Here is a 13,814-nt window from a genome sequence, read left to right as displayed (position 1 = left end):
TCACTTTTCCTTGAGTTTGCCTACAGTCTAAAGTCTAAAGGGATGTCGACACCCCTTTTTTGATACGTTTTATAGTTTTTCCAATTGGATGATATCTGGTGTATTTTGTTTCTGGATCCCTGACTTTTGCAATTTCACTGCCGTTCCTTCTGGTAAGTTAGTGAATATAATAGGAGTGACCGTTGATGGTGCATTCCTTTTTATGAAATCTAAATCAATTTCCAAAAGAGGTGTTCCTTTTGTTATTCTTTGACCTTCTTGCACAAGGGATGTAAAGCCTTCGCCATTTAGTTTAACTGTATCCAACCCAACATGGATCAGAATTTCCAGACCATTATCCATTTTTAATCCCAGTGCATGATTTGTCGGGAAGATACTTAGAACTTCCCCATCGATTGGGGATACTAGTTTTCCGTTGACTGGCTCGATAGCAAAGCCATCCCCCATCATTTTCATGGCAAACACCTGATCGGGAACTTGTTCGATCGGTAAAACGGTTCCTTCAATCGGAAGGACAAAGTCATTTGCACCCAAAGCTTGGTTTTCTTCCATTTTATCCTCTGCCACTTGTGCAGATGGACTTGTTTTCACTTTGCTTGGATCGACGCCATTCTTGACAAGTTGTTTCATTGCATTTGCAACGAATTCAACATTCGTTCCAACAATGACCTGCACACTCGATTTATTCAACTTCATGACACCGCGTGCACCATGCCTTTTCAAGGCTGCTTCATTCACATTTCCTGAATCGGCCACTTGTAAACGCAAGCGCGTTGCACAGTTATCAATTAGCATTATATTCTCTTTACCGCCAAGATCTTGAATGAAAAGCGATCCCATATCGGTATATTTATCCCCTGTTTTCACAATTGTTTCTTCTTCCACAACTTCCTCATCGTCTTCACGGCCAGGTGTTTTTAAATCCATGATCTTGATGACAAAATAGAAAATCACGAAGTAAACTGCCGCGTATACCAAGCCAATCGGTATTAACCATAGCGGTTTTTGCGCTATACCAAAGTTCAAGAAATAATCAATGGCCCCTGCGGAGAATCCAAACCCATGATGGATATCCAATATGACAGCAAGTGCCAGGGAGACCCCGGTTAAAAGGGCATGTATTACATATAACACCGGTGCGATGAACATGAACAAAAATTCAATAGGTTCAGTGATTCCTGTTAGGAAAGAAGTGAAAGCTAACCCAACAAGCATCCCCGTCACCAATTTACGTTTCTCTTTTTTAGCAGCTGCAATCATCGCAAATGCTGCGGCTGGAAGACCGAACATCATGATCGGGAAAAAACCGGTCATGAAGGGCCCTGCAGTCGGGTCCCCTGCGAAGAAACGATTTATATCACCTGTCGCTCCATTGTATTCACCAAAAACGAACCAAACCATACTATTCAAGACATGATGCAATCCTACTGGAAGCAATAAGCGATTCAATACGCCGAATACGCCGGCACCCAATGCCCCTGCACCTGTAATCCAGTCTCCGACACTATTGATTACATCTTGAATCGGCGGCCAAACAAAACCGAATATTCCCGCAAGTATAATCATCGCCAGCGAAGTGATGATCGGGACGAATCGTTTCCCTGAAAAGAATCCAAGCCATTCAGGGAGTTTTATTTCGGAATATCTATTATATAGAAGAGCTGCAACTATACCCGATATAATACCGCCTAATACAGCCATGTTGATATCTTTGTTAATCGCTTGTGTACCATTCGTTAAAACAAAGTAACCAACAAGACCTGCTAATGCCGCAGCACCGCTTCCATCTTTTGATAAACCAATTGCTATACCTAAAGCGAACAATATGGCAAGGTTATCAAAAATCGCTTTTCCCGAGGCAGCCATAAATGGAATATCAAGTAAATCCGGTTGCCCTAAACGAAGCAATAAAGCCGCTGCCGGCAAAACAGCAATCGGTAACATTAAAGCCTTCCCAATCTTTTGTAAAAAATTTAACATCGAACTCATCTCCCTTGTTCCTAACTTCTTTTGATTCAGCAGAACGAAAAGACGTATAAAGCGTTTTCATTTTATCAATATAATAACTTTTCTTTGGATTATATTAGCACAGAAAATATATAGATGTCTATACCAATTTACTTGAAAATATACTATATTGTTCGAAAATAAAGCAATTATATCTTTTTTATTCCTTATACTCCTTAACTGGTCTAGACAACTTTTGATAAAAACGATAAAATGAGGGCAAAATATATGAGACTTTTTCATGACTCATTCATTAAGTTTTACTTTCATAAAGGAGATTATGTATGAAAACATTCATTATTAATAATCTAATAGTTCATGGCGAAAAGGAAACATACAAAAATGGGTATATTAAAGTCGTGGATGGAAAAATTGCCGAGGTTGGTCCAGTCAGCCATTACAAACAGGAAGATGATGCAAAGGTCATTACTCTTTCACCGGATTATCAGGTAATTCCCGGTGCCATCGACATTCATATTCACGGGGCATCTAATTCCGATGCAATGGATGCCACACATGAAGCATTATCAACAATGGCGGAGACTCTTCCCAAAGAAGGAACCACGAGCTTTCTGGCCACTACAATGACTCAATCTACCGAAGCCATTGAATCAGCACTTCTTAATGCTGGTAAATATATTGAAAATCAAACGGAAGAACACGCTGAAATAGTTGGGATTCATTTAGAAGGTCCTTTCATTTCACCAGCCCGTAAAGGAGCGCAGCCTGAGGATTATATCATTGATCCTGATGTCACTCTATTTAAAAAGTGGCAGGAAATGGCCGAAAATCAAATCAAGCTTGTAACGCTTGCTCCTGAACAACCAAATGGATTAGATCTAGCCGCCCACTTAAGGGGAACTGGCGTCGTAGCCTCCATTGGACATTCAGATGCAACATATGACCAAATAGATGAAGCAATCCAGGCAGGTACTACCCACGTTACACATCTTTATAATGGGATGCGGGGACTCCATCACCGCGAACCTGGTGTTTTGGGAGCTGCTTATCTACGAGACGAGCTATATGTTGAACTTATTGCTGACGGCATTCACTGCAGGCCGGAAATGGTGAAGCTGGCATATAACCAAATTACAAGTGAACGCATGATCTTGATAACGGACTCGCTTCGTGCCAAATGGCTTGAAAAGGGAACCTATGATTTAGGTGGTCAGCCTGTGTATGTGAACGAAACGAAAGCAACGCTTTCAGACGGTACACTAGCCGGCAGTATATTGAAAATGAACGATGCCATCAAGAACACATTGGAATATACCGATTGTTCCATGACTGACATTATAAAAATGACGGCAGAAAACCCTGCCAAACAGCTTCGGATTTTTGACAGAAAAGGAAGCATCCAGGTTGGTAAAGACGCCGACCTTGTAATATTGAATGACCGCTTGGACGTTGAAATGACGTTCTGCAGAGGAAATTTAGCTTTTAAAAAGGAGAATGTATAATGAAGATCATACAGGTGCAGGGCTACATGGAAATGAGCCGGACAGCTGCAGAAATAGTGATTGGAAAAGTCAAAGGGAATCCAAATATCAAATTGGGCCTTGCTACAGGCGGCACCCCAAAAGGAATGTACGATAATTTGATTGAAGACCATGTGAATAATCATACTTCTTATGAAAATGTAACATCTTTTAATCTTGATGAGTATATCGGCTTAAAACCAAATGATCCAAACAGTTACCATTATTATATGAATGACTCCTTATTCACTCACATCAATATAAATAAAGAGCGTACTCACCTGCCAAATGGCACAGCCGATGATACCAACGGAGAATGTAAACGGTATGACGAAATGATTGATTCCGTGGGAGGGATCGATCTTCAGATACTTGGTATTGGGCAAAATGGCCATATTGGTTTTAATGAACCTGGAACTTCATTCACATCGGGTACACATGTCGTGACACTTGAAGATTCAACGCGCCAAGCGAATGCACGTTATTTCGATTCCATAGACGAAGTTCCTACACATGCCGTTACGATGGGCATTTCAACCATCATGAAAAGCAAGGAAATTCTGCTGCTGATATCTGGTGAAGAAAAAGCCGAAACCTTGAAGAAATTGATGCACGGTGACATTTCCGAGGACTTCCCTGCATCTATCCTAAAAAAACATAATAGTGTTACAATTATCGCAGACCAAAAAGCGTTATCCGGAGTGATAATACCCTAAAAGGAGCGAAAGTCGATGATTGATAAAAACTCACCTCTTCCGATTTATTTTCAAATCGAAGAACAAATAAAAAGACAAATAGAAAACGGTGAGTTCCAAGCGCACAATGCCCTTCCATCTGAACGTGAATATGCCGAGCAATTCGAAATTAGCCGGATGACCGTCCGGCAAGCCATAAATAATTTAGTGAATGACGGATACTTATACCGTCAAAAAGGAAGGGGAACCTTTGTCGCCGATAAGAAATTGGAGCAGCAGCTCAATGGGTTGACCAGCTTCACCGAGGATATGAAAGCCAGGGGATTAAATCCAAGCAGTAAGCTGCTGAGCTTTGAAATCATTCCGGCTGATAAGAAGATTGCCAGTGAATTGCACATTTCCCTTTATGCTCCCGTTTATGAAATAAAACGCATTCGGTTGGCTGATGATGTTCCAATGGCGCTCGAGACCGTGTACATGTCTGCCAATTTAATTAAAGGATTAACGGAAGAAATCATTAACCTCTCCCTTTACCAATATGTGGAGAATTACGTTAAACTTAAAATAGACTATGCTACACAAACTTTGGAATCATCGATTGCTTCTGAATTAGAAGTCACCCATTTAGCGATTCCTAAGCACTCACCCATACTATTCATTCAAAGGCATACGTTCCTAATGGATGGAACTCCCCTTGAATATGTTAAATCGGCATATCGTGCGGACAGGTATAAGTTCACTATCACTATAAGCAGATAAAATTGAATATTTTCATCACTAAAGTATTTTAATTGCCAAAGGTAATCGGAGGGTGTCACAAAATATGAACACATACTTTGAAGAAGTGCAGGCTTTACTCACAATTGTGGGAGAACAGGAAAAGCAATCAATTAAGGAAGCCGTGGACCATATCTCAAAAGCGGTGATGTCGGATGGAATCATCCATCTATTCGGAAGCGGACACTCTCATATTTTGACCGAAGAGGTATTCTACCGGGCAGGTGGGTTAGCCGCAATTCGTCCTATTTTCGTTGAAGATTTGATGCTTTTTAAGGGAGCTTCAAGGTCATCCCAACTTGAACGGCAAAATGACCTATCAGAGAAATTCATGCATGATGAGGATATCCGTCCTGGTGATGTCTGTATCGTCATTTCATCATCCGGCGTAAATCCCGTTCCCATAGATGTCGCCACTATCGCAAAAGAAAAAGGGGCCTTCGTCATTGGACTAACATCACCGGAGTATGCAAAAAGTTGTCCTTCACGGCATAAACAAAAGCATTATCTCCACGATGTCGTTGATTTGGTCATAGACAATCATATTGCCAAAGGTGACACATTACTGAAATCAAATAATATATCTTTTGGTTCTGGATCGACCGTGATCGGCGCCGTTCTCCTCAATATGATTTTCACGCAAGTCATCCAAACGATTATTGAATCAGGGGAGACCCCTCCCGTATTCCTGAGCAGTAATATCGAAGGGGCAGATGAACACAATCAAAAGATCATCGCGAAATATAAAACAAGAATTCCCCAATTATGATTCGATATGCCAAAAAGGAATACATAAGCTTCATGTTCATCGTGAAGCAGTCGTGGTGAACTATAAAAGAAGGCATCCATTAGGATGCCTTCCTTTTATTTAATGGTTACTTCCCTTTACTCCTTATTTTTCAAAAACGGCCACCAATTTGCATTTCCAAACGTCGCAACCATAACAGGAATAAACAATGGCAATATGACAAACGCATATAAAGCAAGCCCCACCAAAATTAGAGTGGCTATCTCCAAGAGCGATAAAACACCTGCTGGCATCATGGCAGCAAAGGTTCCGCCCAGAATGACAGCCGCTGAGATGATCACCGTTCCCATTTTTCTCATGGACAGTGACATCGCTTCCTTGACCGGTTTATCTTTCCACTCGTTAAAGCGATCCATCAAGAAAATGCTATAGTCAATGCCAAGAGCAATCAAGATGACGAAAGCAAAGAAAGGAACTGCCCAGCCGATGCCGGCATAACCGAGAATATTAACAAAAACCAACTCTGTAATGGCTGCCGCTGTATAATAAGTCAAAACGAGCGACACAATCAAATAGACCGGCATGACCAGTGATCGCAGCATGAAAAAGAGAATGATTGCGATACCCGACAGCATCAAAACGACCGTCCGCGAGAAATCCTCCTCAGACATCATGCCCAAGTCATGATGTGTACTTGTGATTCCCCCTATCGCCACCTGCGCATTTTCAAGCTTTGTATCTTTCGTTACTCTTTCAATGGTTGCCTCAATCGAATTGATTTGCTCGATTGCTTCATTGGAATATGGATTCGCCTTGAATACCACATCCATGGTCATGATTTTACCATCTTCAGATAAATACGCGTTCAATGCTTCCCTGAACTCTTCGCTTTCCACTACTTCTTTGGGAATGTACATGCCTGTTACCGTTTTATCCGTTTTTGCCAGCCCTGATAAATAACCCTGTGCGGACGATAGTCCATCATGGACATCATTCAGACCATCCGCACTTTCATTTAAGCCATCTGTCAAATCGGTAAGTTGCCCGCCAAGGCTTGAAAAACCATTTAGGAGCTCTTGCTGCCCATTACTTAAGCTGGTAAGGCCACCTTTAAATCCTGACAGGTTATTTATGACTTCCCCCTGACCATTGGCCATGGTGCTTAGACCTTTTTGTAATGTGTCAACACCTGAAATCAATTGGTTCAGGCCCTCTCCTAGAGAATTTTGACCCTTTACGATCTCTGCCATATTTTGATTCGCCGTATTCAAACCCCCGGACACTGAACCAAGATTCCTATTGAGCTCGGAAAGGCCCGCTGCCATTGGCTCCAAGCCACCCTGTGCCCCTTGCACCGTTTGCTTGATCGTTTGATAGGACTGATCAGCCTGTAATTCTGGATGTGCGGCTTCCATTTGCTCAAAAGAAGGATTTAACCCAGCAAGGCTTTGTGATACGCCCGTAAGGTTAGTTTGAATCTCTTTGTATCCCCCTGTGAGTTCACTTAACCCATTAGCTGATTGTTCATAGCCTTCGAGGAGCTGTCCGCTTCCGGTGGCGAGCTTCTCCAAGTTTGCCTTGACCTCAATCAGTCCGTTTTTAATGTCCCCAGTCCCTGAGGATCCATCGCGAATGCCTGCTTCAATGCTTGTTAACGCCTTCTCCACCTGACCTACGCCGCTCTTTAATTCATTGGTCCCGGATATGAGACCCCCTATTCCGTCCGTCGCTTGCTTCAAGCGCGGTCCTGAATCGGAAAGCTCACTGCCTGCCGTTTTTAATCCATCACTGATTTGTTTAATGCCTTCATTTCCTTCCCCGATTCCCTTTTCTAAAGTTTCGGCCTGGTTCGCGACAAATAAGTCCTTAATGGGTTCACCTGTCGGACGGGTCATGGAACGAACTACATCGACTTCATCCACCTTGACGACTTCCTGGCTGATTTTTTCAGCAAGTGCGACGTAATCCTCCGAATCCATGCGTTCGTCATTTTTTATGACAATCTGTGTTGGCATGGATTGTCCTGGCCCGAATTCATCGGAAATGATATTAAATGCCATGATGGAAGGAACATCATCGCCCGCTTCTTCTAGGGAGTTATAGGAAATCTTCCCATCATACATAAACAAAAAGGGAACACAGACGATTGCAACGATCATAAGCGCCAACAATGGGCGGTTCAAGGAGAAGTTACCGAGAATTCCCCATAGTTTACTTTCACTATGCTCAAGCTTCCCTTTTGCCGGCCAAAATAGCTTCTTGCCAAGAACCGCCATGAAAAATGGAACGATCGTATAAAGGGCAATCATTAAAATGAAAACCCCTATGGCAACGGCCGCCGCAGATTGATAGAGCTTAAAAGTAGAAAAACCGATTGCCGCAAAGCCAATCATTACGGTCAGCCCACTGAAGAAGACAGTCTTACCGGCGGTACGATATGTCTCCACGATCGCTTCAGGCAAGGACTCCCGTGACGATAGCTCCTCCTTGAAACGACTAAGAAGCAGGATGCAATAATCAGTCCCGATTCCAAATAAAATACCTACCAGGAATATTTGGGTGTAAGACGAAATCGGAAAGTCCCATATATCCACCAGGAATGAGACGATGGATTGTGAACATAAATAAGTGAAACCGACTGTTACTAACGGAATGATCGGTGTCACCACTGAACGGAAGACTATCAGCAATACAGCCAGAATGAAGACGACCGTGATGCCTTCAGTTTTCTTCAGCCCCTCTTGGGAGTTGGCATTAAGATCTTCATCGATCATCCAGCTGCTTGTGTAATAATGCTCGACATCCACTTGATCCAACTCTTTATAAAGGGCATCGATCACGTCCTTAGCTTCTCGGTCCCCCTTGACCATCGTGATGGAAGTCAAAACTGTTGATTCATTCTCCGAGACCAACTGATCTTTTAGCGAGGGCTCTTTAAAATGGGTCATGACCTCTTTGATGCCAAGCTCTGCTTTATTCTTTTCAAGCTTTTGGATCGCTATCTCAATCTCCTTCAATTCCGAGGAAGACAACTTCTTATCACCATGGAATACGAGAGCCACTTGTGACTCATCCTTATCCTGGATCTCTTTCATTAGCTCATTGGCCATCCCGGAGGAATACTCTGCCGGTACATCCAGCTGTCCCTTATTCCGGACAAGTTCCGCCATATTCGGTGCCGCAAACAATAATCCTGCTGTAATTGCAACCCAAACGATAATGACCAGCCATCTTCCCTTAATGATCCCCCTCATTTATACTTCCTCCCATTCCTCATTTTTCATTTGAATGAAAATTTGTGAAAGCTTCTCATATGTATCAAGGAATTTAACGATCTCTTCATAATCGAATTTCGTCATGATGCTCTCTACCAATTTATGAATCTTATTTTCCGTTTCCTGTAACAATGCTTCCCCCTCTTTGGAAAGCTTCAAGTGAAAGACCCTTCGGTCAACCAGGTCCTGTTCCCGTTCTATCAATCCTTTGCCTTCCAGCCTGTTGATGTTGGACGTGACGGCACTCTTATTAATATAAAAGGCATCACTGATTTCCGTCGATGTACACAACCGCTGTTGTTGAATGAACCGTAAAGTATAGTATTGTTCATTCGTCAGCACATCACAAATCTGGTCTTTTATTAAAAGCTCACCCATCTTATTGACATAGAAGGAAACCCTCATATATCGATCAATCAATCCAGAAACTTTGTCATTAGTCATCGTTGCACCTCCCGAAAAGTAGTTCAGTCATTTAACTATATGTAGATTACTATTGTTTTATTTATTATGTCAATCCCATGATAGTTTATTATTTCCAGTTTAACTTATGGTAAATAAGGGAAAACCCAAAGTAAGCACACAATCTACTATTCTAAAGGAGGAAATATAAATGACTCAATCAACCATCGAAAATCAATCAACTATCGAAACTCAACCGAATAGCAAACTCTTAAAAGGGATTCTGATTGGGGGGCTTGTTGGTGGTGCGTTGACCTTGCTTGACTCCAATACAAGAAGTAAAGTAAAGCGTTCTGCCGTCCTTTTAAAAGACAACTCCATGAATATGATTGAACAGGTCAAGGAAAATCCCAGCGAAATGAAGGATCAGATGGTATCAGGAGTCAAAGGGGCAACGGAGACGATTAAAGAGGCAATCAATGACGTTGAAACACTATATGAAACCGTTAATGAAGACGTGGTGGATAAAGTATCCGAAGTAAAGGATATCTCCACTGATGCCCTTGGTACAGCTAAAGACGCAACAAGTGAATTGAAAGACATCAGTTCAAAAGTGGTCGTTGCCGGTAAACAGCTGAAAGAAACACCATCACAATCATTGAAATCCGATAATGATAAAAATGAAAAAGAAAGTGATGAAATCGTTAAAAAATCAGGATTATCCAATCAAAAATCCATTTCATCCAACTTCTAATATATAAAAAAGCTGAGGCATTATGCCTCAGCTTTTTTTTGCAGACACAAGGGGTCCGGAAAATGTACCTTTCATCAAATGATGTTCCTGAACCAACTGACCCAAAGCAACTCCTTCAACTCCCAGGTATGGTTTCTATCTAAATTTAATAACAAAGTGGATTGGAGCGGAAGGTGCAAGACTCCTGCGGGAAAAGCGCGTCCAAGGGAGACCCCGCTGGCGCTAGCCGAGGAGGCTCCCCGGAACGCCCGCGGAAAGCGAGTGCCTGGAGCGGAAATCAACGTCCTAATTGTACAAGCCATTAGAAAGCTGAGGCAAATGGGGGTCGGATAACTTACCTTTCATCACGAGCCATTTGACCCAAAAGCAACAACTTCAACTCAATAGGTATGGTTCTATCTAAATCTAATAACGGAGTTGATTGGAGTGGAAGGTACGAGACTCCTGCGGGAAAAGCGTGTCTAGGGGAGACCCCGCAGGCGCAAGCCGAGGAGGCTCCACGACCGCCCGCGGAAAGCTAGTGCCTGGAGCGGAAATCAACATCCAAATTGTACAAGTCATTAAAAAAGCTGAGGCGTTATGCCTCAGCTTCTTTGTTCGGTATATCACTTCACTTGATAACCTTAGTTAGAGTCCTCTAATTTATTCGTTATCTCATGATCTTTTTTCACTTCCGCTAACCAAACGGGATATTCCTCTTGTAATTTTTCAGAAAGAAGCGTTTCTTTAATTACACCTTTACTGTCATCTAAATTAGCTTTTTTTGCTTCCTTCTTACCGGTTACTTTTATGATATGGTAGCCATAATCGGTTTTGACTGGATCACTGACTTTATTTATATCAAGATCAAAGGCAACATCTTCAAACTCTTCCACCATATCACCTTTCCCAAAATACCCCAGGCTTCCGCCGTTATCCGCCGTTTGTGTATCAGTGGAATATTCAGCTGCCAATTTAGCGAAATCACCGCCTTCTGCAATTTCTTTCGCAACTTTTTTAGCCGTTTTTTCGTCTTCTACTAAGATATGACTAGCTTCCACTTGTTCAGCTTGATCAAATGTTTCTTTATTATCTTCAAAATACGTACTGATTTCATCGTCCGTCACGGTAATTCTCGGTTCGACCAGTTTTTTCGTTTGCAGATAAACCACGATGTCCTTTTTTAAGGCATCCATGGAAGAACCGCTTGCTTCCAATTGCTCTTTTAACGACTTTTCATCACCATAGGACTCAGCCATAGTATCAATTTCTTTCTGGATTTCTTCATCCTTAATTTTAATTCCCGCTTTTTCCGCTTCCAATTCAACCAATTTATTCGTAATCAACAAGTCCAAAGTATCTGCTCCGTACCCCGCAACAAGCGCATCATATAGCTCATCCTTATTGATTTTCTCGCCATCGATACTCGCCATTGTCTTATCCGTGGACGATATCATCGCAAATGCCATGATCCCCGCAATGATCAAAATGCTCCCTGCCCAAATATATGCCTTCGTGCTTCTTAATAGTTTCATGAATACTCTCCCTTAATTTTTCTATAATGATAGCGTGGAAATATTAATTAATCCTTAAGATTTTAATCTTACCTTCAATATGCACTAACCTATCATTATACTAACATACTTATATCTCTACAGATATTTTAGAGTATTTCATTCTACTACCAAGTTACTTTGAGATTGGTTGATCACTACAAAAAACGAAATTATACCGTTATATCGACTTTTGATATACAGGTAACGGAATGGGAAAAAGCATGGTGTACGGAGGGAATTCCTACACGATGCTTTTCTTCTTGTGTTATTTACGATGCATCTTGAATTCAAGGAAGAGTTCGTTGTAATGGGCCAAGTTTTTCTTCCCGAGGTTTTCGTACACTTCGAGTTTCTTTGTCAGTTCCGGTGATGGATAGAAACGTTCATCCTTCACCACTTCTTCAGGCATATATTTCAGTGCTTCTTTATTGGGTGTCGAATAACTTACATATTCAGCATTCTGTGCCGCAACTTTCGGGTCCAGCATGAAGTTGATGAACTGGTGAGCCGCATCCACGTTTTTGGTTGTTTTCGGGATGACCATATTATCAAACCATAAATTGGACCCCTCTTTTGGAACAACGTATTCGAGATCTTCATTTTCTGCCATGATTTCAGAAGCGACACCCGACCAAACAAGGCCGATCGCCGCTTCCTGGGCTTCCAATAGCATGCGGCTTTCATCTCCCACTATCGCTTTAATATTCGGGGTGAGGGCATCAAGTTTGGATTTTGCCTCTTGAAGGTGTTCTTCATCTATATCATTCAATGAATAATTCAAAGAGTTCAGACCCATGCCCATCACTTCCCTAGCCCCATCCGTCAAAAGGATTTCATTTTTTAAATCTTTATCCCATAAATCCGCCCAGGCCGTTATTTCTTTGCCGCCGAGCATCTTGGAATTGTAAACAATTCCAACAGTTCCCCAGAAATAAGGGACGGAATATTTATTCTCCGGATCGAATGGCAGGTCGATGAACCGCTCATCGATGTTTTTCAAATTCGGAAGCTTGGAATGATCCAAGGGAATCAGCAAGTCTTCCTGCCGCATCTTATCGATCATATACTCAGACGGAATGGCAATATCATAAGTAGTACCGCCCTGTTCGATTTTAGTCATCATGGCCTCATTCGAATCGAACGTCTCATAAATGACCTTTATCCCTGTTTCTTCTTCAAAACGTTCGATTAGATCCGTATCGATGTAATCGCCCCAATTATAGATGGTAAGCGTATTGCTGCTCGTAAACCCCTGCGATGAATTCAATCTTGAAATCGCATATAGCAGCAAAGCGGATACGAGGGAAATGATCAAAAACATTTGGACAAGCCTTTTCATCGTTTCCCCCCCATTCCCGTTTGCCTTACACGTTGAGTTATAAAGTAATATACGACAACCAACAGCAGTGTCACGACGAACAGCAGTGTCGATAGTGCATTGATATTCAATGAAATCCCACGGCGGGCCAGTGAATAGATTTCCACAGAAAGGGTGGAGAAGCCATTACCGGTCACAAAGAACGTAACTGCAAAATCATCAAGTGAATAAGTCAATGCCATAAAAAAACCAGCAAAGATACCTGGTAAGATGTATGGAAGAATCACCTTCGTCAATACATCCCACCGGCTTGCCCCTAAATCTCGGGCCGCATCAATTAAAGTAGGGCTCATTTCCTGAAGTTTCGGAAGGACCAGCAGCACTACGATCGGGATGCTGAAGGCGATATGCGACAACAGTACCGAGTAAAATCCAAGCTTGATCCCGGCCATCGTGAATAAAATCAGGAAGGAAGCACCGATGATCACATCGGGACTGACTATCAATACATTATTCAATGATAATACCGTATTCTTAGATTTACTGCTCGTAAAGGACCGAATTCCAATCGCCCCCATCACCCCTATGATCGTTGAGATCAGTGCGGATAATAAAGCGATCACAAGTGTATTCAATACAATGATCAGCAGCCTTGTATCTTGGAATAGTTCCTTGTACCACTCCATCGTGAACCCTTTAAAGTCATACATCGTTCCACCGCTGTTAAAAGAGTAAAAGACTAAAAAGAAAATCGGTGCATAGAGTATGAGAAAAATCAAAACGAGAAACGCTTTTGATATTGGTGATAATTTATTGCCCAAT

Annotated in this window: 11 protein-coding genes; 5 read left to right on the top strand and 6 right to left on the bottom strand. The window is 42.0% G+C overall.

Annotated elements, in window-relative coordinates; all coding sequences use genetic code 11:
- Positions 1–69: 69 nt before the first annotated feature.
- Positions 70–1,980: an N-acetylglucosamine-specific PTS transporter subunit IIBC gene (gene nagE / locus QNH43_RS01245; protein WP_283916533.1), complete on the bottom strand. Its 1,911-nt coding sequence runs from the start codon at positions 1,978–1,980 to the stop codon at positions 70–72.
- A 311-nt stretch (positions 1,981–2,291) separates the two neighbouring features.
- Here nagE and nagA point away from each other — a divergent pair, with 311 nt between their 5' ends.
- The 4 genes from nagA (at position 2,292) to QNH43_RS01225 (ending at position 5,729) form a co-directional block, all read left to right on the top strand.
- A complete protein-coding gene (gene nagA / locus QNH43_RS01240; protein WP_283916532.1) occupies positions 2,292–3,470 on the top strand; it encodes an N-acetylglucosamine-6-phosphate deacetylase in 1,179 nt (392 codons plus the stop codon).
- On the top strand, positions 3,470–4,204 hold the full coding sequence (nagB, locus tag QNH43_RS01235) for a glucosamine-6-phosphate deaminase (protein ID WP_283916531.1): 735 nt from the start codon (positions 3,470–3,472) through the stop codon (positions 4,202–4,204). The genes nagA and nagB overlap by 1 nt, the downstream gene beginning before the upstream one ends.
- 15 nt (positions 4,205–4,219) lie before the next feature.
- A complete protein-coding gene (locus QNH43_RS01230) occupies positions 4,220–4,942 on the top strand; it encodes a GntR family transcriptional regulator (RefSeq protein ID WP_098372142.1) in 723 nt (240 codons plus the stop codon).
- A gap of 64 nt (positions 4,943–5,006) precedes the next feature.
- The gene (locus QNH43_RS01225) at positions 5,007–5,729 is read left to right on the top strand and encodes an SIS domain-containing protein (protein WP_283916530.1); all 723 of its coding nucleotides are present in this window, start codon (positions 5,007–5,009) and stop codon (positions 5,727–5,729) included.
- 116 nt (positions 5,730–5,845) lie between these two features.
- Here QNH43_RS01225 and QNH43_RS01220 read toward each other — a convergent pair whose 3' ends face one another.
- Complete coding sequence (locus QNH43_RS01220) at positions 5,846–8,962, bottom strand: MMPL family transporter (protein WP_283916529.1); 3,117 nt, start codon at positions 8,960–8,962, stop codon at positions 5,846–5,848.
- The gene (locus QNH43_RS01215) at positions 8,963–9,427 is read right to left on the bottom strand and encodes a MarR family winged helix-turn-helix transcriptional regulator (RefSeq protein WP_283916528.1); all 465 of its coding nucleotides are present in this window, start codon (positions 9,425–9,427) and stop codon (positions 8,963–8,965) included.
- Positions 9,428–9,596: 169 nt separating this feature from the next.
- Here QNH43_RS01215 and QNH43_RS01210 point away from each other — a divergent pair, with 169 nt between their 5' ends.
- Positions 9,597–10,139: a YtxH domain-containing protein gene (locus QNH43_RS01210; RefSeq protein ID WP_283916527.1), complete on the top strand. Its 543-nt coding sequence runs from the start codon at positions 9,597–9,599 to the stop codon at positions 10,137–10,139.
- A gap of 623 nt (positions 10,140–10,762) precedes the next feature.
- Here QNH43_RS01210 and QNH43_RS01205 read toward each other — a convergent pair.
- The 3 genes from QNH43_RS01205 to QNH43_RS01195 form a co-directional block, all read right to left on the bottom strand.
- A complete protein-coding gene (locus QNH43_RS01205; protein WP_283916526.1) occupies positions 10,763–11,653 on the bottom strand; it encodes a foldase protein PrsA in 891 nt (296 codons plus the stop codon).
- Positions 11,654–11,939: 286 nt separating this feature from the next.
- Positions 11,940–13,013 carry an ABC transporter substrate-binding protein gene (locus QNH43_RS01200; RefSeq protein ID WP_076372612.1) on the bottom strand — a complete coding sequence of 358 codons (1,074 nt, stop codon included), beginning with the start codon at positions 13,011–13,013 and terminating at the stop codon, positions 11,940–11,942.
- Positions 13,010–13,813 (bottom strand): ABC transporter permease, encoded by an 804-nt coding sequence (locus QNH43_RS01195; protein WP_283916525.1) that lies wholly within the window; start codon positions 13,811–13,813, stop codon positions 13,010–13,012. Before QNH43_RS01195 ends, QNH43_RS01200 begins: the two co-directional genes overlap by 4 nt.
- Between the last annotated feature and the right edge of the window lies 1 nt (position 13,814).

The sequence above is a fragment of the Peribacillus simplex genome (assembly GCF_030123325.1).
GTDB lineage: Bacteria > Bacillota > Bacilli > Bacillales > DSM-1321 > Peribacillus > Peribacillus simplex_D.
The sequence above is the reverse complement of the archived record's forward strand: the minus strand, read 5'-3'. Positions and strand labels throughout refer to the sequence as shown.